A 22,590-nucleotide genomic window follows, 5' to 3' on the forward strand; every position below is an offset into this window, starting at 1 on the left:
AGTTTTATTTTTTAGTCTGAAGTTGGCAGTCCGGAGTCAGAAGTAAATTAACCAATAAGAAGTTTTGAGTTGGGAGACTTGCCGTTTCGGGTCGATTAACCGATTTAAACAATTAACCAGTGGCAAAAAAATTACTTCCCATACACGATATACCCACAGATTAGGCTTATTTTTGCAGCTTTAATACAGCACATGAACGACAATCAAGATACCATTATTGCTTTATCTACCCCTTCAGGCTCGGGTGCCATCGGCGTAATCCGTTTATCCGGTTCGGATGCAATTTCGCTTACCAATACCGTGTTTGCCGGAAAAGATTTAGAAAAGCAAGCTACACATACCTTACATTTTGGTTTGGTAAAAGATGGCGATCATATTGTAGATGAAGTGGTTGCTGGGTTGTTTGTTGCGCCGAAATCGTATACCAAAGAAAATGTAGTGGAGATTTCCTGTCATGGTTCTAATTATATTATCCAGCAGATTATTAACCTGTTGATTAGTAAAGGTGCACGTGCGGCCAAGCCTGGTGAATTTACTTTACGAGCATTTTTAAATGGTGCTTTCGATTTAAGTCAGGCCGAAGCTGTTGCCGATTTAATTGCTTCCAATTCGAAAGCTTCGCACGATGTGGCGATGCAACAGATGCGTGGTGGTTTTGCTACTGAGCTGAAAGGCCTGCGTGAGCAATTGATTCATTTTGCTTCGATGATTGAACTTGAACTCGATTTTGCAGAAGAAGATGTAGAATTTGCCAACCGCGAGCAATTGAAGAACCTGGTAAACAAAATCAATTATGTTTTGCAGCGGTTAATTTCTTCTTTCGAAATGGGGAATGTGATTAAAAACGGTGTGCCAATTGTAATTGCGGGTAAACCTAATGTAGGAAAATCGACCTTATTAAATGCCTTATTGAATGAAGAACGCGCTATCGTATCAGACATTGCTGGTACCACACGCGATACCATTGAAGATGAGCTAACCATAGGTGGCATTGTTTTCCGCTTTATTGATACAGCCGGAATTCGCGATACTGCTGATATTATTGAGGCTTTAGGTGTAGAACGGACGCTGGAAAAAATGAAACAAGCCAAACTAATCATTTATATGGCGGATGCATCCCAAAGCATTTTGGAAATTGAAGAGCAGGTGAGGGGTTTAGCGCAGTTGGCTATCCCATATTTAATTTTAGTCAATAAAGCCGACCTCATGGCAGACGCACAGCGTAAGGCTTTCGAAGCCTTGGATGTGGTTTTTATCTCTGCAAAGGAGAAACAGGGTATAGATGAGTTGAAAATAACCTTATTGGAGCATGTAAACTTGCACCACATTAATACCAGCGAAACTTTGGTGACGAATATTCGCCATGTAGAAGCTTTAAAACAAACCGAGAATGCATTGCAGCGAGTTTTGACCAATGTAGATAATCCTGTTACTTCAGATTTTTTGGCAATGGATATTAAACAGGCTTTACATTATTTGGGTGAGATTACAGGAACTGTGACCACAGATGATTTGCTGGAGAATATTTTTACGAAATTTTGTATCGGCAAGTAGATAGGCAAAATTACGCATAATCATGACAACTCATGACAAGTAAATCGCTAACACATAATATGTTAGCGATTTTTTTGTTTTTAAAGTTTTTGTAATTTACCACCGTTTTGCATACTTTTGTACCGTATTTGGTCACTTTTTACAAATATACATAGTGTATCTGCGTTGTATGTTTAATGTTTAAAGTTAACGTTACTTAAATACACTTATTTATACTTAGATATACTTATATTAACTTAAAGGGAGACATGAGCAGCAATATTCAAGTAGTGAAAATATGCAGTTGTTGTGGAAACGACTTCATAGCAAAAACAACAGTAACTAAATTCTGTGGTAAGGCATGCAATAGTAAATTCTACAAGACGCTGATCAGGGATTCTAAAATACAAGGGAGCAATCTGGATACTGCAGCTAAGCGAACTGAGATAAAAGCTGATAAAATTGACCAAGAATATCTCACTGTAAATGATGTAGCACATATTTTGGGCATGTCCAGACCTGCAGTTTACAGGATGATCAATAATGGGACACTAAAAGCAACGAACTTGATGATTCGTGGAACCAGGGTTCTTCGTAAAGATCTCGACCAGCTCTTTTTCGAAACTAAAGTCAATTCCAAAGAATCACCAAGGGCAACTCAAAAGGATACGAAGAGAGTCGTAACTGAACTCCAGATAGAAGACTGTTATAGTATTCTGGAGTTGATACATCTCTTTGGTAAAACAAGAAGTGCATTGTATACCGCATTTGCCAGAGCATCTATCCCAAAAAAGAAATCTGGAAAAGAAGTGTATTTCGAAAAGATTGCAATCGATAAGCTTCTTAAAAAACAGCAGCTGCCAAAACAACCTGGACTGTTCAAGGATAGAATTACAAATCAAAACATTGCCAAACAGGGTCTTAAAATTTCCCAGTGCTATACGATAGATGAATGCACGAAAATGTTCGAAAAAGATAGGTCATTACTGTACGGTATTTTCAATAGAAGATTAGTTCCGAAAATAAGAGATGGTCACAAGGTGTTAGTATCCAAAAAAGTTGTAGATAAACTGTACAAAGCGTTCAAGAAAGAAGGAAAAATTTGACTATCTGTTCCTGTCTTATCAAACGATAACACCAGCAAAGAAATAAATGTAAATATTTGAACCTAAAAATTTATCGCCATGTCCAAAGTAACCATTCGTAAGAGAGAATTGAAGAATTACAGGCACGCCCTTTTTTTGGATTTTTATCCACCGATTAGACATCCAAAAACTGGTGCCCTGGTCCGCAGAGAAAATCTTAAGCTTTTTGTTTATGATAAGCCAAAGAACGACTATCATAAAAAACACAACAAAGAGACGCTAAATCTCGCAGAGCATGTTAGGTGTACCCGGCAGATCGATGTACAGAGCAGAAAGTTCGGTTTTTTGTGCGATGACCTAAGAGATGGGGATTTTATAGCTTTTTTCAAGGAATTCAGCCGGAAAAAGCAGCGTTCAACCTCTGACGGAGCAGCTATGGGCGTTCGTTACTTTGAGGCCTTTGCAGGCGAAACACTAAAATTCAGCGATCTCGACGAGTTTTTCTGTGAAGACTACAAACATTTTCTGTTAGGCGAGCCTGGAATCAGCAGAAGGGGCAGGGGAATCAGCCGGAATACGGCGGTGAGTTATTTTGCAAAGTTTAGGACGGTTCTAAAAGAAATTTATAAGAGAAAACTTATAAATGATGATTTATATACCATGGTGGAGCCGATCGATGCAAAGGAAACACACCGAGAGCGATTGGAAATCGAAGAGTTACAGCTGCTGGTTCATACGTCTGCTAAATCTGATGTAATGAGAAGAGCATGTTTATTTTCCTCCCTTACTGGACTTAGGTTCTCTGATGTCCAAAGTTTGACTTGGGATGAGGTCAGGGGCTATCAAGGAAACTACTCCCTACAATATAGACAGGATAAAACTGACTCCGCTGAAATCCTTCCGATTTCTGATCAGGCGGTAGAACTCATGGGAAGGCAGAGGGGATATACCGACAAAGTTTTTGAAGATCTGGTATATTATAGGATTAAAGGTTTTTTGCGAGATTGGGTTAAAAAGGCAGGAATTCAGAAGAATATTACTTTCCACAGTTTTCGCCACACCTATGCTACGCTTCAAATCCAAATGGGAACTGATCTTTATACAGTATCGAAGATGTTGGGACATAAAAGCATCAAAACAACGGAAATCTACGCCAAGGTCGTGGATTCGAAAAAGATAGAGGCAGCGAAAAGAATTAAGCTTGAATTGTAACTGAATTTCAGAAAGCTTTCTTCCAATTTTTTATAGATTCATCCCCCGAAGTACTTACGGTATCCTTTCATTCTGTCCTCAGCTTCCTTTTTTAAATCTTCTTTTGTTTTTAGCTTTGAGTTAGCTATCCATGTTTTAAGTACGGATTTTTGGAAATACAGCTTTCTGCCAGGCTTGCTAGCGGGAATCTCTCTCCTGCTAACCTTTGTGTAAATTGCAGGTACTGTAATTTTGAGAAATTCTGCTGCTTCCTTGACATTGAGGAATTCGTTCTCTTCGATCGGCTGCTGATTTATTGACAGTAGGAGATCTTCAATATGTTCTATTTTCTCATAGATCTCGCGAACGACATCTGGGAGCTTGTCAAAGCCAAATGTTTCCATAGTCCCTAAAATTAATTGTTGGCTTCAAAGTTCTGCCTTTTCTTGAATCTTATATCACAACATGGAAATGTTGTTAACGATTTTGCATTTTTTACCGACAATTTGGTTCGTTCCATATTTTCTGGTTGCTTATTAAAAGCATTCGACTTCTGGAAAGTAGTCAACAACTATTTTTATATAAGTCGCAGTTTCGCTGCAAATTTTGAATTTTTTCTTTTGTGGATTCCAGGAAATGGTGAAAGTTGTAGTAAACTTTAAAATTTGAAGAATTACTGGCAATTTTTGAACTTTGGTAAATATCCCGATTGAAAATATCGATAAAACCAAATCAATTATACTTGGCAATGAATATGATGCGGATATTAACCAATTGGATAATAAACGGACAGTGTAAAAAAAATAGATATATAATTTAGGTCAAATGAGCAAAGCTTTTCCTGGCAACCTGATAGCTGCTCCCGCATTCCCCGGTGGATCTTATTGGGTTGAAAGATATCTTATACTACCGCTTTGCAAAAAAAAAATACAGGTCATTTTCTTTTTGAAGTAATTTTCATACTCAGTTTTTTATGCGTAAAGTCTTGAATTCCTGAGCATGTAAATGCTATAAGTACCCAACCATCAGAATAAGAAAATTAATTTTTGATTTTAAGACTATTAGAACATCTCGATTTAGGTTATGATCATTGAAATATGATATTCAAACATTTATCTCTCAGTTCCCAGACGTTGATGGAATGCTAACATTAGTTGAATTTTGACCTGAATTGTGCAGGCGATAAAGTGGTCTTGGTTTTAAAGAGCCTACTGAAGGATTGAGGGTAATCAAATCCCAGTTTGTACGCCACTTCATTAATGGTAAACTTGGTCGTCGAAAGTAACTCTTTAGACCGTTCTATGATGTGGTTATGGATATGTTGCTGTGCGTTTAGACCGGTTAGTGATCGTAACATATCACTTAGGTAGTTGGGTGTATAATTCAAATGTTCAGCCAGGTATTGAACGGTCGGGACACCCTGAGCTAAAGTCAGGTCATCGTCAAAATATGTTTCTAATATCGCTTCCATTTGTTGCAATAAATCAATGTTAACTGACTGACGCGTCAAAAATTGGCGTTTGTAAAATCTCTTGGAATAGCTTAATAATAACTCAATTTGAGCAATGATCACTTCCTGACTAAAATCGTCAATTCTGCTATTTAGTTCTTCCCGAATAATGCCAAAAATAGATTCAATGGTATTCCGTTCCTGCTGGGATAAATGTAAGGCCTCGCTGGATGCATAGGAGAAGAACCCAAATTGTTTGATTTTTCCAGCCAAAGTAGAGCCCTGAAGAAAGTCTGGGTGTATAAATAATGATATTCCTTCGCTTCCAGTACCCGTCTCGATTTTACCGACAATTTGATGAGGGGCGGCAAAAACAAGGCTTCCTTCAGCAAAATCATAATGACCCTGGCCATACCGGAACTTACCTGATACCCTGGTCACCAGGGTAATTTTGAAAAAACTTAAAACGTAACTTACGGGGTTAAAGCACATATCAACCAGTTCTGCGGCGTCTATAAGTGTAATCATCGGATGGACAGGGCCAGGAATGCCGGCAGTACGGTGAATATCCCTGATGGATTCCAGTTTAATAATTTTCGAGGTCTGTTTTTTCATATTTAAAGATAAAGAATAATCACCGGTGACTGTTGAGGTCGCAGGTGATTTATTAGTAACCAATTTAAGGAATTACCATGGCAGTGTACCATCAGGCCCGGTAAAGCTACCGGTAGGGCTTTCGGTATCAAGCGCCGCGAGGATCAACGCTCTTGCACCCATCTCTACTGAATCCGTTCCCTGAAAATCGTTCATTGCAGTAGCTGTAAAGCTCGGACTTGCTGCACGAACCTTTATGCCAGTATCTTCAAGCTCAATCGCCATTGCTAAGGTGATCGCATTCAATGCGGTTTTTGAAACGGGGTAAGTTGCTCCAAAAAACGGTCTATAGGGAAAGTTGGGGTCTGAGTTTAGTGTTAATGATCCCGCTGCGCTCGACACGTTAAGTATGCGTCCCGATGTAGAAAGTTTAATCAACGGAAGCATGGCCTGCGTTACCGCAAGAACACCGAGCACATTTGTTTCGAAGAGAATGCGCAGTTCATCCAATGGGGCAACGCTTGCTTTGCTTGCTGCTAGGATTTCAGGAACTGTAGAATAACGGCCAGACTGACCAATTGCGGCGTTATTAACTAGGAGGTCGAGCCGCCCAAATTCACTCTTAATACGCTCGGCCGCTTCGGAAATACTGTTCGCATCTGTCACATCCAATTGAATAGGATAAGCACCTTCTCCGATTTCCTTGGCAGCGGCTACACCGTTGTCAGCATTTCTAGATCCCAGAATGACTTTGTAACCGTGGGCAACAAGCTCTTTTGCGATTTGTTTTCCAAGTCCTTTGTTGGCACCAGTCACCAAGGCGACAGCCTGCGTGTTTGAAATTGTTTCTGTTGTATTTTTCATGATAAATTGATTGATTTTAACAATAGCACAAAATTCAACTTTAACCTTGCCGACTTTATAACAAAATCAGGGAAGTTTATAACCAAAAGCAGACTTCGAAAGATGTTATCTTCATTAATTTTCTGCCGCAAGTTTTGCTCATCTTTAAAATGTCGTCTGGAAAGTAAAAAACATCCACAAATTTCTCCCAGGTACTAGTCTTTCGAAATGCATTTTTTGTTATTTACTTGTGGTCCGCTGCTTATACTGAATAAAATTGGAGGTTAGGTCAGCTACGGTCTTCCACTCCCTTATCCATTTTGATTTCCCTTGTAGAACTTACGTATTCAGAAGGTGTCATTTTAAACTGTTTTGCAAAACTTCTTGAAAATTGGGTTTGAGAGCTAAATCCGGTTATTGATGCAATTTTAAGGATTTTGTACTGTCCTTCGTTAAGTAGCAATGCCGCATGTTTTAAACGGGTAATATTGATTAGTTCATGTGGTGAAAGATTTGATATAGCTTTGGTTTTACGGTAAAGCGTTGGTCTTGACATATTCATAGCCTCTGCCAGAAAGTCGACATCCAATGTAGTATCAGACATATTTTTTATAATAGTATCATTGAGTTTGTCAAGAAAAGCTTCATCAGCCTTATTGTAGGCCATACTTTTTAGGTGTACCAATGGAGACTGGGCAAAATGTGTTTTTATTTTTTCCCTTACGTTTAACAGATTTGATATTTGAGTAAGCAGGTGATTGGGTGAAAATGGTTTCTCTATATAAGCATCGGCACCAGCTTCGAGTCCTTCTATTTTTGTCTGCAAATTACTTTTTGCTGTTAATAGAATAAGAGGAATATGTGCATAATCAATGTTATCTTTTAATGTTTTACATAACTCTAGTCCATCCATTAATGGCATAATGATATCGCTTACGATCATTTGTACACTTGTTTGCTGAATAACATCCATTGCGCGAGATCCGTTTTCAACAGCAATTACTGTAAAATCCTCTTTTAAGATATTTACGATAAACTTTCGCAGATCTGGATTATCCTCAACAACCAGGACGTTAGGAGCATCCGAATCTAATTTTTTAGATGCTGTGCTGCCTGTTTCCTGGTAGATTTCACTGTTATAAGGCAGTGTATATTCCTGGTTATGGCGTTTGGGCAACTTGAGCTCAAAATGGATACAATTATCGTCTTGAAGAATAAGTGATAAACTACCATCATGTAATTCAGCAAGTGACCTTGCTAGAGAAAGCCCAATTCCCGAGCCTCTTACGCCCTTAACATCTTCTATGCGGTAAAAAGGCTCAAATATCTTTTCTCTATATTTTTCAGGTATAGGAGTGCCATCATTGATGAATTGTATATTAAATGTTTCCTGATCAGATAAAATTTTGATCCAAACAGTTGTAGCGGCATACTTTAATGCGTTATCAAGTAAATTACTGATGATTTTATTTAAAGCTTCGGCATCAGCATAGACTACCAATCCATTTTTATCCAGCTCAAGATTTAATGATATTTTTTTATCATCGACTATGGGTTGAAACCTTGTACAGGTCTGTCTCATCAGCTCATTAACATCTAAGCTAACAAAACTCAGATTAAAGCCCTCCTGTTCTGTTTTTCTAAAATCGAGCAGCTGATTACATAATTCGATAAGACGATGGGTATTCTGTTTCATGATCTGAAGATTGGAGCTTATTTCAGCAGAACCCCCAGTTATTCTCATCACCTCTTCCAAAGGACCATGAATAAGGCTCAGAGGAGTTCTTATTTCATGGGTAACCTGGGTGAAAAAATTAATCTTTGCATAATATAGCTCTTTATCATTTTCAACTTCCCAGCGTTCAATCTTTCTCTGGTAACGCAACAACAGCTTTCTATGATTTGCTTTGACAAGTACGATCACAATTGTTATAATGATTAACCCGTAGATAATTAAAGCGATAGTAGACAGCCAAAAAGGTGGCGTAATGATGATTTTTAAAGATTTTACCTGATTGTTCCAAGTTCTACCATTATTGGAAGCTTTGACTAAAAACTCGTATTTTCCCGGTGAAAGACTGGTGAAGTATACTTTTCTGTTTCTCTTAAGGTATGTCCATTTATCGTCAAGGCCCTTCATCATAAATGCATATTCCGTCATGGCCGGTGAGGTAAAACCCAGCGCAGCGAAATCGATGCTGAAATTCGATTGATTGTGATTCAGTTCGATCTCCTCCGTAAAATCAATCGGGTTGATCAAAGGTGAATTTTTTTCTCCAACTGTGAGTTCCACATTATCCACCTGGAAGCCAGTAATAAATATTTTTGAAACAGTTTTGTTTTCCCGAAAATGTTCGGGCCTAAAGGCTATCATTCCTTTGACACTTCCAAAATACATTTGATCGGTAGCATCCTTAAAGGCAGAATTATAATTAAACTGGTCGCCCAAGAGGCCACTAGATCTGGTGTAAGTAATGATCTTTCTACTTTTCTGGTTAAATGATACCAACCCCTTGGATGTACTGATCCATAAATTTCTGTTTTTATCCTCCAAAATCTTATAAAAAATATTAGATGGAAATCCGTCAGCTGTAGTATAGCGTTTAAAAGTTCTCGCTCCGTTTTTTAAGATACAGAGGCCATCTTCGGTCGTTATCCAGAGATTGTGCATAGAATCCTCGAAAAGTCCGTTGATTTCATTGCTGCTTAAACTGTTTTTATCTTGGCTACTGAAGAAAAAATTTCCTGATTGATTGTTTTTTTTATTAAAGAACCAAAGACCATCACGTAGTGTACCTGCCCAAAGTATGCCTTCTGAGCTTTCCAGTAATGCAGAGTAATGCCTGTTCCCGGGAAATTCATTTAATAGAATAAAATCATCACTGCCCTCACGATATTTGTATAAGCCGGTTGCAGTTCCTATCAGGAGTTCTCCACTGCTGTCGATAAGCAGGCTTTCTATAAAATTACTTTTGAATTGGTTTGGTGCGGGCCCTGCCTTATACTTTTTAATTATTCGGCCAGTATTGATGTCCATAACATCAAGCCCCTGTTCAAAAGTGCCTATCCAGAGTTTGTCGTCTTTAACCGCGAGCCCATGTATATTGGAATGTGAAATACCCTGGCCATCATCCTGTGGAACAAAATTTTTAAAATTTCCGGTTTTGGGGTCGAACCTGTTAAGCCCGGCATCCTCAGTTCCTATCCAGAGTTTTCCGTTTTTATCCTGCTGGATTTCGCGGACGGCATGGCCTTTGAGGTGGTTATCGGTAACCCCTGGATAGAATTTGTCGAATGAGGTGTATTGCTGGGGATAATAGCTTAGTCCACCAAAATAGGTTCCGCACCATATTCCCCCTTCTCTATCGCGGGTAATTGTATATACTGCATTGTCCGAGATTGAGTAAAAGTCATATATATCATTGCGTAACTGATCGTACTTCTGTGAACGCATATTATAAATGAATATTCCCGACTCGGTTGCTATCCAGTACTCTTCCGCTGTTTTTTGCAAAAAGTCCCTGGCAAAAACATTGGTCCCGTCCGTATTTCGCATCGGCAACTGTTTTGTCGTGTGGTTACTGGTGTTGAAGAGTTTCACCCCATCATTGGATGTTCCTATTATCAGCTCACCATCTCCTGTTTCCTTGATTTTTTCGATCCATTTTGACAGCGGGGAAGAGCTATCATCGAATGTGCTATAAACTTTATGCTTATTTGTATCGAGCCTATATTGTTGAAGGTAACCCTGTGCAGTGGATACCCATATATCGCCTTTCCTGGTAATGACCAGGGAAGTTGCTCCTCCATATTGCGGTCCGGGGAAATTATTTATCCTTCTGGTCAGAACATCATAGCGCAACAAGGTGTTGTTTGCAATAAACCAAATCCTGCCCATAATATCAGCTGATATTATGCTGACGTCTTTATCGCTGGTTTCCTTGATCAGAATAAAAGCATCCTTCATTGGATTATATTTGTACAATCCTTTGCGTGTTCCCACCCATAATACCCCTTGAGCGTCTTCAAATAATGAGTGAATGAAATTATGTCCGAGAGTTTCTGGTTTCGTTGGATCATTAAGGTAAATCTTAAACCTGTATCCATCAAAGCGGTTCAAACCGTTTTTGGTACCAAACCACATAAAGCCATTCATGTCCTGGAGGCTGCAGATTACTGAGTTGTATGAAAGGCCTGATTCTACCTGATAGTGTCTGAAAGTATATACCTGTCCAAGAAGTTGTTGGTGGATACATAAAAATGTAATACAGAAAAATATTCGGTTAAGCTGTTTGCGAAAAAACATCATTAAATATAACTCAAAAACCGAAGAATAAATTTAAGCATGTTAAAAAGCTTCTTTAAAGCTTATAATTGATACATTTTGAACATAAATTGAACTAAAGCGTCTAAATGTATCGGCTTATTTAGCACTACCAAATATAAACTTACAGCGTATGAACAAAAAGCTTCCACAAAGTAGGGATACGAATATCCCTCCCAAATCGATCTTGAAGATCAAGGATCGAATTTTCAGAATAGCCCTAACCATGTTATTAATCAGTCTAACAATCAGTGTACAGGCGCAGCAAAAGATTACAGGACTTGTCAAAGATTCCAAAGGCCCTCTTGCAGGGGTGGTTGTGCAGCTAAAAGGCACCAAGGTTTCTACTCTTACCGATGGCAATGGTAAGTTTATGATTGCTGTTTCAGGTACCTCAAAAGCAATGCTTGTTTTTTCATTTATTAGTTACCAGACTCAGCAACTTTCTGCTGCTAACAACCAGGTGCTAGAGGTGACCATGATCGAATCTACCTCAGACTTAAATGAAGTTGTGGTGGTTGGCTATGGTACCCAGCGAAAACAGGATCTTACAGGAGCAATATCAGTTGTAAAAGCTGCAGATGTCAAGAAACGGCAGGCAACCACAGTTGCCGAATCTCTTCAGGGACTAGCAACAGGGATACGTGTAAGGGGCGGTGGACAACCAGGTTCTGAAGCGCAGATCCAGATCCGTGGCCTAAAGAATGTATCGGGTAACAATCCATTATATGTAATTGATGGATTGATTACAAATGCAAACCGCGATTTTAACCCGGCAGATATTGAATCTATCCAGATTCTAAAGGATGCATCAGCTGCCGCAATTTATGGTTCACGCGCTGCCAATGGTGTTATTATTATTACCACAAAAAAGGGGGCAGAGGGGCCAACAAAAATCGACGTTTCTGCGAAAACGACCTTTCAGACGATTCCAAGATATTCACTTGCAGGAACCAATGAATTTGCGACACTGAATAACATGGCTTATGATAATGCCAACGTTAAAAAACAAAATCTCGACCTATCTGTGAACACAGATTGGCAGGATGAAGCATTTAGGACGGGGATGGTACAAGATTACTCGGTAAGCTTTTCAGGCGGCGGAAAGGATAACAGTTATTTCATATCAGGCGGATATTTTACAAACAAAGGTGCGGTGATCAGTACTGGATTCGACCGGGTAAACTTCAGGGTTAATACCAAAACAACAAAGGGAATATTCACTATCGGAGAGAACCTTGCGATCAGTAATGCCAAGGCTGATGAAATCTCTGGAAATCCTATCGTGAGTGTAGTTCGCCTGCTTCCGACAATCCCTGTTTACAATTCGGCAAACCCAGGTGGATACGGTTACGGTGACGAGGCTCGTGCAAGGACATTTGGTACCAACCCGGTTGCAATCGCTGATCTCGAAGATAGGACAAACGAAAATTTAAGGATACGTGGTAACCTTTTTTCAGAACTACAGCTCTTACCCTCATTGAATTATAGAATCAGTTTAGGATATGAAACAAGCAGAGATCATTATTCTTATTTAAGAAAGCCGGGGAACTGGACCCTAAATCAGCCACCAGACCCGTCTATTATTAATGAAAACAGAGCTGAATCTTCGACAATATTGGTTGAAAATACTTTAACCTTTAAGAAAGATTTCGGTAAACATAAACTAACTGTTTTAGCTGGAAACTCCTATCAAAGAGATAAATATGCTCAGATCTGGGGTACTAAAAGAAATGTTCCGGTAAATCCTGGAGGCGGTTATTATGATGTGCTTGACCAAGGAACCGAAGGACTGGTAGGAGGTTCCAAAGACCGTACAGACCTAACTTCTTATTTTGGGAGATTTGAATACAACTATGCAGACAAATATCTTTTGAATGGTATAATCAGATCTGATGGTACTTCCAGATTTGGTCCGGGTAATAAGTTTCGTTCGTATCCATCGATATCTGGCGCATGGAGAATCAGTAATGAGGAATTTTTTAAAGTCTCTTGGATTGATGATCTTAAATTACGTGCCAATTATGGAACACTCGGAAGCAGTAATATCGGGGCATATGAATATATCCCTGTTATAAATACTTTTTCAACGATCGTGCTTGGCCCTGGACAGGGAGTGTTTTCAGGAGCGACGCAGGTAAAACTGGCCAATCCTGATCTCCGCTGGGAACAGCTTATACAGCAGAACTACGGGCTGGATGCTGCCTTTCTTAAAAATAAACTGACCGTTAGCGCAGAATATTTTATTGCAAAAACCAATGATGTACTTGTTCGGTATCCTTTGTTGATTTCGACAGGAAATGATGGTGGTAATCCTTATGCGAACGGTGCGACCCTTGGAAATAGGGGATTCGAATTTACTGTTTCTTATCAGGAAAATAAAAATGCCTTCAAATATGGGGCAACTGCAAATCTGACCACTTTACGCAATAAGGTTCTTGACCTCGGATATGGCAAAAACAAAACGTTTGTAGGTAACACCGTTACCGAAGTCGGTCAGCCGATTGGAATGTGGTACTTATTACAAACTGATGGTCTATTCCAAAATAGCGAGGAAGTTGCTGGCTACAAAAATGCTGCGGGCAAAGTTATCCAACCTGCTGCTCAACCCGGAGATATCCGTTTTAAAGATAACAATGGCGACGGTCAGATCACTAATTCTGATAAGGTTGTTGTCGGTAGTCCCTGGGCCGATTACGAAATAGGATTGAATTTTAATGCTTCCTATAAGAATTTTTCTTTCAATATGGATTGGTTCGGTTCTTTTGGTTCAACCGTATTTAATGGTCCGAGGAGCGTGACGGATGCATTTTCTGATAATAGCAATTACCGCGCAGGCATACAGCCATGGACACCGCAAAATACCAATACCAATGTGCCGAGGGCTTATTATGGAAGCACAAACAATTCTAGGGGAGACACCGACCGTTGGCTGGAGAATGGAAGCTTTGCCCGTTTAAAATATATCGGGATATCCTATGACATCCCTGAAAAAATGTTGAAAAAGATAGGTTTCCGTAATGCACAGATCAGCGTATCGGGGCAAAACCTGATAACTATTACCAAATACTCAGGACTTGACCCTGAATTCAGTAACAACAGCATTTTTGAAAAGGGTTACGACTTTGGTGCATTCCCAAATCTTCGAATGGTTTCAGTCGGCTTACAGTTTGGATTTTAAAATGATGAACATGAAAAAACTATTATTAACTATACTGATAACAGGAACTTTTATAATATCTTCCTGTAAAAAAAGCCTGCTTGATCAGGACAATCCCAATACGCTTACACAGGAGCAGTTCTGGAAAACAGAAGATGATGCCCAAAAAGGTGTTAACGCCATTTATCATATGTTCTATCAGCCGGGAAGTTGGTCAAGGTGGGGTTATTTTCGTTTGGATTTAACTTCTGACGAAGGTTTTAGCAAAAGTCCCTGGATCGAACTGGCTGATTGGACACGCTTCCAATACGTAAACTATAATTTCTTTGAAGGAAATCAGGTAAGCTACCGCGATACCTACAAGGCAATATTCAGATGCAACCAGGTATTGACTTATGTGCCTGGAATAACCTTTGCTGATCAGAATAAAAAAGCACAAATGTTGGGGGAAGCAAAATTTTTACGTGGGCTATATTATTATTATGCAGCCTTATTATGGGAAAATTTTCCGATCGTAACCACTATCCAAAGTCCAATTGATCTGCCTCAGCAGAGCAGTCTTGCACAGGTTTGGGCACAGGCGGAGAAAGATCTTTCAGAAGCGGCAGCTGTGTTGCCTTCGCAATGGACCGGAAACGATATTGGGCGTGCTACAAAAGGTGCTGCGTTTGCCCTGCTTGGTAAAACCTATATGCAGCAGCGAAAATGGGCACAGGCAAGAACAGCTTTCGACTATTTGGTGAAAGGTGCTGGAGCGGGTTTTTATGGCTTGGTCGATTATAAAGATAATTTCAGAGCAGAGAACGAAAACAACAAAGAGTCTGTTTTTGAAATCCAGTTTTCTGATGCAAATAAAACGGCGGAAGGAGATGTTCCAAATTCGAGCATGGGAAATAATAGGGCCCAGTTTTTTGCGCCAAGATCTATAGGATGGTCTGATGGTCAGGCAAGAAATTGGTTGGTAGCTGAATTTAAAAAAGAAAAGACTATAGATGGTAAAATAGATCAACGCCTGAGATACAGCCTTTTTTATCCTGGACTTGAAGCCGATTTCGGTGATAAAACTTATGGCAGGAGCTGGCAATGGGATGCTGATGAGGCTTGGTTCAAAAAATATTCGAGGGATTATATGCGTAACAATGAAGATTATTACAATCAAATAAACAACAGGATGATCCGTTTTTCAGATATTCTTTTGATGTATGCTGAGGCAAATAATGAACTTGGGCAGACCGCAGAAGCATATCAATATGTGAACAGAGTAAGGCAAAGGGTTAATCTTGCCCCTTTGGCAACCGCTTATCCGGCAATTGGAAATGATCAGTCACTATTCAGGGAACGATTAAAAATGGAGAGGGTACTTGAGCTTTGTGGGGAAAGTGTACGTTGGGCCGACTTAAAGCGCTGGGGCGATTTGGAAACTCAGGCCAGTGTGGCAAAGGTAGCTCTACGCGACCCGGATTTCAATAATTTTGTTCCCGGAAAACACATCCGTCTTCCTTTACCACAGTTAGAGGTAGAGAACAATATAAATCTTAAGCAGAATCCAAATTATTAATACATACTTCAATGATACATCACACCTTTATTAAACTGCTGTTAGTTAATATACTAGCTATCACCTATTGCTCAGGCTGCTCAAAAGACAGCAAATCTGTTCCCGAAGTTCCCGTGCCCAAGCAAGACGGGATATCGATCAGCTGGGACCAGAATAGCAGAAGAAGGGTTTCTTCTCCAGAATTGAATGCCCGCTATTCGGGATATGCAAGAATAATACAGTTGGCTGATGCATCATTGCTTGCAGTATATGAAGCAGATGGTAGTATTGTATCTGTTAAAAGCACTGATGCGGGTAATACCTGGTCTTCGGCAACGGTTATTGCCCCCCGTGCCAACGGTTCAAACATGAGTGTCCCAGATCTTTTATTATTGAACAACTATAAAATCCTAGTCTTTTACAATGCCAGACCGTACGATATTGCGCCATCCAGAAAATTCGGCATTCTGGTAAAACAGAGCAGTAACGGCGGACAGAGCTGGGAAAACGAAAAGAATTTATACGAGGCGGGCTATCAGTTTGAAAATGGCTGTTGGGAACCCTCTGCTGTTCAATTGCCAAATGGAGAAATACAGTTATACTTTGCCAATGAAGGACCGTATACAAACTCGAATGAGCAAAATATTTCCATGCTCAGATCGAAAGATAATGCTGGGAGCTGGACAACAGCTCCTGAAATTGTCAGCTTCAGGCCAGGAAAAAGGGACGGGATGCCAGTGCCACTTCTTTTAAACGATGGCAAAGATATAATCATTTCCATAGAAGATAATGCAGTCAATACCTTTAAACCCTATGTACTCAGAAACAGTCTGCAGGAAAACTGGGCGGTAACGATCGGTGCAGAGAGTGCAAACAGGAATTATGCGTTGGCAGATCGGATAGGGGACGCACTTTACGCGGGTGCCCCTTTTATCAGGCAACTAAAAACCGGAGAGACCATACTTTCCTATCAAGGTACTGAGGACCGTACAAATGATCTGAATTTCGCTGACATGAAAGTAGTAATCGGAGATGAGCAGGGGCGAAATTTCAAGAGTAAATCTGTTCCTTTCCTGATTCCCAGCAATAAGTCATGTTTATGGAACAGCCTAACTGTGCTAAGTGATGGTAGCGTGATTGCCGTTACCAGCACCAATGCGTATTCTAATTCCACAGAGGTATGGATGATAAAAGGTACAGTAGTCAAGACCACGAATTAATAACACTAATAATAAAAGATTATGCAGAAAAAAATAATTACATATGCCTTAATATTCTGCCTTGGCGTAATTTTAGCCTGTTCAGGGGAAAAGAAAAAGGCTGAAATGCTGCGGACAATATGGACTAAGCAGGAGGCCAACGATTGGTATAAAAAACAGCCATGGTTGATCGGTGCCAATTTTATCCCCAGTAATTCAATCAACCAATTGGAAATGTGGCAGGCGGAAACCTTTGATACTGTTACCATTAACAGAGAGCTCGGATGGGCAAGAGGCTTGGGCATGAATACCGTGCGGGTGTATCTTCACGATGCACTGTATGAGCAAGATTCGGTTGGTTTTCTTAAACGTATTGATGCTTTTTTGAGCATTGCCCAGAAACATAAAATAAAACCATTCCTTGTGATTTTTGACTCTTGCTGGGATCCTTTTTATAAACTGGGTAAACAGAGGGAACCAATTCCTTTCAAACATAATTCCGGGTGGGTCCAAAGTCCTGGACAGCTTGCACTAAAGGATTCCCTTCAGTATCCGAGGTTGGAAAGGTATGTGAAGGGAGTTATCAGGAAATTTGCCGATGATGAAAGAATCATAGGCTGGGATTTATGGAATGAACCCGATAATATGACAGGGCCGTCCTATGAGAAAATAGAGATTAAGAACAAAGTAGCGCTCGTATTACCACTGCTTAAAGAAGTATTTACATGGGCACGCGCAGTTAATCCATCTCAGCCTCTAACCTCAGGGATCTGGGTTGGCGATTGGTCTGATGCTACAAAAATGAAGCCGATCGAAAAACTTCAACTTGAACAGAGCGATGTGATCACTTTCCACAATTATGACAGTCCTACCGAATTTGAAAAGCGGATAAAATGGCTTTTAAGGTATGGAAAGCCTCTTATCTGTACAGAATATATGGCTAGGCCAAACGGTAGTACATTTGCTGGTTTTCTTCCTGTGGCAAAAAAATATAATGTGGGTATGATCAACTGGGGCTTTGTCGATGGTAAAACGCAGACGAAATACCCATGGGATTCCTGGACGAAAAATTACAGTTCGCCGCCCCCAGTCTGGTTTCACGAAATCTTGCGAAAAGACGGAACGCCGTATAAACAAGACGAGACGGAAATCATATTATCGATGACACATAACGGGCAGCGAAATTGAAACCGGACTGATGATATCACGGTAAAATTATAGTATTAACAAAAAACGCCCAAATAAAATATAAGAGGTTGCATCATTAAATATCAAAATGATCAACCTCTTTTTTTGTGTTTTGATTTTTATGGCTATCCCATTTTAATTTTGCTTTTTCCGGCGATTGCTTTGATCAACAAAGCAAAAAAATCCCTGTAGATTGCTTTTTTTCTAATTTCTGTACGATAGAGTATAGGCTCGTCATGCAATCAGTTTATCTTGCCCTAGGCATTAGGGTTCTATCTGACATTTGCAAAGCCCGCCTGAATACCAACACACCTTTCTGCTATCCCTCATTGGGTTAGGTATGCAAGTTTGTTAATATGCAATTAGATAAAATTCGCAACTACGATTATAAATGCCACATTCCAGCAGAAATTTTAATCTAAAATTACGATGGAAGGCCTCCAGTAGAAAATGTCGTCTTTGATTATAATTCGAAATTGGTGAATGATGAAATATGCCGTGGAAATCTCTTTAGGAGCCAATAATTGAGACATATTGAACAGAGTTTGAACTAAAGTGTCAATTCGGAACCCTTTACTTAGTAACAACCAAATATAAATCTAAAGTTATGAATCAAAGACTAGCCCAGCGGCGGGACACCTGTCTGCGTCCGGAGTTGACTGTACACTCCAAAAGCCCGAACCCCTGTTTATCACATTCAGACAATCCGTTCAATGCGTATACAAAAACGCAGATCATAGTAGGGGAAATGGGTAAACGGAATACCCCCAATTGTAAATTGCTAATCCTTTGCCTTTTTTTTGTATTCGGATGGGTAAAAGGATTTAGTCAGGAGAAAAAGGTGTTTATTGATTTCGGGCCGAACGATGTTACCAATGGTACTGTTACCACAAACCCTGATGCGAACGGTAACCACTGGAACAATGTTGTCCAGCCGACCACTGCCGCATCCGCTTTAACACTGGTCGACAGCAAGAATACAGGCACAGGTATCAGCCTGAAAATTACAGGTAATTTCTCAACCAACGGGATTTTGAACGGTGGACTGCTTGCGCCAAAGTCGGATCTATTGGGCGATCTGGCCATTAAGACAGCTACCCAGGATTATTTCTATGTGACCGGATCCACGGGGTCCTTTAAACTCACTGGCCTTGACCCGAAAAAGAAATACGTTTTCACCATGTTTGCCTGTAGGGAAGCTACTGATGTACGCATCAGCCAATACAAATTTACAGGGACGAATTCCAGTACCGTTACCCTTCAGACAACAGGTGCAGGAATTGGAAGTGGAGGATTCAACGGAAACAACGATAAAGTTGTTAAGTCCGATTTTTTATATGCTGACGCCAATGGTGCAATCAGTTTTGAACTGAGCAGTACGGCCGGTTCGTTCGCGTATATCAATGCAATGAAAATAGATGTGTTTGAAGGTGATGAAAAGCCAAAGGACTGGTCTAAACTTTATCTCGACCTTGGGCCAAAAGATTTAACCAATGGTAATATTACCGCAAGTCCGGATTTGAATGGTAACGCTTGGAACAATTTATCCATTGGAAATACTGGCGAAATGGTATCACTGCTTGATGCATCGGGTAAGGTTACCGGCGTTTTAGCAACAGTCAACAAAAGCTTCCAGATAAACGGTATCCTAAATGGGGGACTACTTTCGCCAAAAGCAGAACTGCTAAGCGATTTTGCGATCAATACCGCTACCCAGGATTACTTTTATACTGATGGAACTGGTACTATTAGTTTCACGGGTTTAAGTAAAGATAAAAAGTACGTCTTTTATTTATTTGGATCCCGGGAATCTACTGAAACCAGAATTAGCGAATATAAACTGACGGGAGCAAATATCAGTACCAAAGAGTTAACTACTTCAGGGGCCGGTATCGGTGCAAACGGCTTCAATGGCAATAACAATAAGATTGTTTTGTCAGATGCTGTTTATCCTGATTTAAACGGAACAATTACGCTTGATGTCAAGAAAATAACCGGAGCATTTGCCCATCTAAACGCGGTAAAAATAATCGCGGCGGATAAAACAGGTGATGAGAAATATAGCCTGGATAATCAGGGATTCGAGTTGGGTGATTTAACCTATTGGACCAAAACTGCACCGGATGCCGGGTCAGTTACTACTGTCGGCAGAGAAATAAAACATGAGGGAAGTTTCTCTCTCTTAATGGGAGGGGCTTCATCCAATATCAGTCAGACTATCACCGCGGCGGAAACTGTGAGCGCTTATAAACTGAGCGGATACTTTTTTCAGCCCTTGGCTTCAACACTAACAAAAAATCAGGAAGGCTATCTTTTAATCTCCTGTTATGATGTTAATAACAATCTGTTAACCACTGCAAGATCAACCGCCATTACCAGCTCATCTTCAAAAGGCCAGTGGATAAAACTGACTTCCGGATTGACTGTAGCTAAAAATACCAAATTTATCAAGGCTTCGGTAGTCTGGAACAATCCAGAGAAGGGAGCCGGTAATCTTTATTTTGATGATCTGTCTCTTGAGGTATATAATCCTTTAAGTGTCGCCTATCTAGGGTCTTCTGTTCCATGGGGGCAAGGAGCAACAAACAATAAGGGATATACCAGTATTTATACGGATATACTAAAAAGTAGGGAATCTAAAGGTGGCAAGGCATGGCTGCCGGTAAATATCAGCGTGCCTGGAGACAATACAGTAAAAGTTCTGAATAGGTATGATGCCGATCTGTTGTCGCAGAAAGGAAAGTATGTGATCTTCGCGCTGGCTTTGGGAAATGAGGGAATCCATGAACAAGGACAGCCAGCATTTGACCAGTTTCAAAGTAATATAAAAATCCTGATCGACAAAGCTAGGTCCGATGGATATATTCCAGTAATAACCAATAGTTACACACGTGGGGATTATAATGAAACAGACTATAAATTCGTCAAAAGGATGAACCTGTTAATCCATATGTGGAACCTTCCCAGTGTAAATCTTTTAGGTGCTGTGGACGATCTTTCAGGGCGTTGGGTAAATGGATTCTGGAGCGATACTCTTCATCCAAATGATGCGGGGCACGCAGAACTGGCCTATGCCATTGTCCCTTCATTGTTCGATGCATTAGACAGCAATAAACCGATTCCTAAAAGGGTGACAGGCTCACAGATCAGCTTACCTAAAAACAGTTCGAAAAGTAAAGCTATTGTCTTTACCCCGGAAAATATTGTTCATCCTTTTACAACAACAGTAAGTTTTAAAGCCAATGAGCCCGGAACGCTACTACAGGTTGAAAACACATCGGGGACTGGGACAATCTCGATAAATAATAATGGCTTTTTAGTTTATACCTCAGCTGTAACAGGTGCCGTAACCGGTACAAGTAAAGTAAACGACGACAAATGGCACAAGTTAACCGTCACACATTATTATGCGAAAGGTCAGACCATGATTTATGCAGACAGCACTTTACAGGGATCTTTAAATGAAAAACTACTAACCAAAGGGGTTAAAATTGGCGGTGCAGATATCCCGAAAAACCTCGCTTTTAAAAACTGGCTGTTCTATCGGTCGGGGATGACGTTGGACGAGGTTAAGTACCTAGCTAAAGATTCACTGCTAAAATCGAGTCTTGAGTTATATGCTCCTTTGGATGGAAAACTGGTCAGTGTGACTGATTCCTTGATTAACCTGGCGCAGAGCACCAATACGATCAGCGAGATATCTAGTGTAATCCCGCCTAGCGGCCTGAGCTATAAAACACCAAACACGTATTTAATTAATTCAAATATTACCCCGCTAGCCCCTACAGTTACAGGTGGGATAAGTGCCTATACGATAACCCCAATTCTTCCAACAGGGTTAACATTAAATCCCGTTACAGGGGTGATCAGCGGTATTCCAGCTGCTGCAAGTTCAAAGGCTTTTTACCAGGCTACAGCGACAAACGAGGCTGGTAGCACCACATTTGCTTTCGTGATCACGGTCGTACAGGAAGTTTCTGTAAAAATGGTCTCGCAGACCGACGCTACCAAATTCGGGGCTATAGATGGATCCGCTAACCTATTGGCAAGCGGAGGTACACCACCATATCAATACAAGCTAAATAATGGGGATTTCCAGAATTCGACCTCCTTCACCAAGCTGGAAGCGAAGCAGTACATTGCTACAGCGAGAGATGCAGATGGCGCTTTAGCTACGTTTCCGTTTATCATAAAACAACCTGCGAAGATTACCGAAACGACAAATGGTATCACTAACGCGTTCAGTCCCAATGGAGATGGTATAAATGATAACTGGATTATATCAGATATAGAATCCTATCCCTCGCACCACTTAACTATAACCGATAGGGCAGGAAAAGTGGTTTATTCAGTGAAAAACTATAAAAATGAATGGAATGGTATGTGGAACGGGAATTACGTGAGGGAGGGCACCTACTATTATTCTATAGTATTCGAGAATGGAGAATTACCAGCAAAAAAAGGATTTATAACTATTGTAAGATAA

At 40.2% G+C, this 22,590-nt stretch carries 12 protein-coding genes; 8 read left to right on the forward strand and 4 right to left on the reverse strand.

The window, feature by feature from the left end; translation table 11 throughout:
• The first annotated feature begins 192 nt into the window (after positions 1-192).
• The 3 genes from mnmE (at position 193) to R2R28_RS09330 (ending at position 3,830) form a co-directional block, all read left to right on the forward strand.
• Positions 193-1,554 carry a tRNA uridine-5-carboxymethylaminomethyl(34) synthesis GTPase MnmE gene (gene mnmE / locus R2R28_RS09320; RefSeq protein WP_316825405.1) on the forward strand — a complete coding sequence of 454 codons (1,362 nt, stop codon included), beginning with the start codon at positions 193-195 and terminating at the stop codon, positions 1,552-1,554.
• Between the two features lie 248 nt (positions 1,555-1,802).
• A complete protein-coding gene (locus tag R2R28_RS09325) occupies positions 1,803-2,639 on the forward strand; it encodes a helix-turn-helix domain-containing protein (protein WP_316825406.1) in 837 nt (278 codons plus the stop codon).
• 78 nt (positions 2,640-2,717) lie between these two features.
• Positions 2,718-3,830 (forward strand): site-specific integrase, encoded by a 1,113-nt coding sequence (locus R2R28_RS09330; RefSeq protein ID WP_316825407.1) that lies wholly within the window; start codon positions 2,718-2,720, stop codon positions 3,828-3,830.
• Between the two features lie 38 nt (positions 3,831-3,868).
• Here R2R28_RS09330 and R2R28_RS09335 read toward each other — a convergent pair whose 3' ends face one another.
• From R2R28_RS09335 to R2R28_RS09350, 4 genes are all read right to left on the reverse strand, one after another.
• The gene (locus R2R28_RS09335; RefSeq protein ID WP_316825408.1) at positions 3,869-4,213 is read right to left on the reverse strand and encodes a helix-turn-helix domain-containing protein; all 345 of its coding nucleotides are present in this window, start codon (positions 4,211-4,213) and stop codon (positions 3,869-3,871) included.
• 746 nt (positions 4,214-4,959) lie between these two features.
• Positions 4,960-5,874 carry a helix-turn-helix transcriptional regulator gene (locus R2R28_RS09340; protein ID WP_316825409.1) on the reverse strand — a complete coding sequence of 305 codons (915 nt, stop codon included), beginning with the start codon at positions 5,872-5,874 and terminating at the stop codon, positions 4,960-4,962.
• Positions 5,875-5,946: 72 nt separating this feature from the next.
• The gene (locus tag R2R28_RS09345) at positions 5,947-6,717 is read right to left on the reverse strand and encodes an SDR family NAD(P)-dependent oxidoreductase (RefSeq protein WP_316825410.1); all 771 of its coding nucleotides are present in this window, start codon (positions 6,715-6,717) and stop codon (positions 5,947-5,949) included.
• Between the two features lie 268 nt (positions 6,718-6,985).
• The gene (locus R2R28_RS09350) at positions 6,986-11,005 is read right to left on the reverse strand and encodes a two-component regulator propeller domain-containing protein (RefSeq protein WP_316825411.1); all 4,020 of its coding nucleotides are present in this window, start codon (positions 11,003-11,005) and stop codon (positions 6,986-6,988) included.
• Between the two features lie 148 nt (positions 11,006-11,153).
• On the opposite strand from R2R28_RS09350, the gene R2R28_RS09355 reads away from it, so the two are divergent.
• The 5 genes from R2R28_RS09355 (at position 11,154) to R2R28_RS09375 (ending at position 22,590) form a co-directional block, all read left to right on the forward strand.
• The gene (locus R2R28_RS09355) at positions 11,154-14,201 is read left to right on the forward strand and encodes a TonB-dependent receptor (RefSeq protein WP_316825412.1); all 3,048 of its coding nucleotides are present in this window, start codon (positions 11,154-11,156) and stop codon (positions 14,199-14,201) included.
• Positions 14,202-14,211: 10 nt separating this feature from the next.
• Positions 14,212-15,738 carry a RagB/SusD family nutrient uptake outer membrane protein gene (locus tag R2R28_RS09360; protein WP_316825413.1) on the forward strand — a complete coding sequence of 509 codons (1,527 nt, stop codon included), beginning with the start codon at positions 14,212-14,214 and terminating at the stop codon, positions 15,736-15,738.
• 11 nt (positions 15,739-15,749) lie between these two features.
• Positions 15,750-16,937 carry a sialidase family protein gene (locus R2R28_RS09365; protein ID WP_316825414.1) on the forward strand — a complete coding sequence of 396 codons (1,188 nt, stop codon included), beginning with the start codon at positions 15,750-15,752 and terminating at the stop codon, positions 16,935-16,937.
• 21 nt (positions 16,938-16,958) lie between these two features.
• On the forward strand, positions 16,959-18,104 hold the full coding sequence (locus R2R28_RS09370; RefSeq protein WP_316825415.1) for a cellulase family glycosylhydrolase: 1,146 nt from the start codon (positions 16,959-16,961) through the stop codon (positions 18,102-18,104).
• Positions 18,105-18,711: 607 nt separating this feature from the next.
• Entirely contained in the window at positions 18,712-22,590 is a 3,879-nt protein-coding gene (locus R2R28_RS09375) for a gliding motility-associated C-terminal domain-containing protein (protein WP_316825416.1), read from the forward strand.

Origin of the sequence: Pedobacter miscanthi, from assembly GCF_032678605.1 — a bacterium.
GTDB classification, from domain to species: Bacteria; Bacteroidota; Bacteroidia; order Sphingobacteriales; family Sphingobacteriaceae; genus Pedobacter; species Pedobacter miscanthi_A.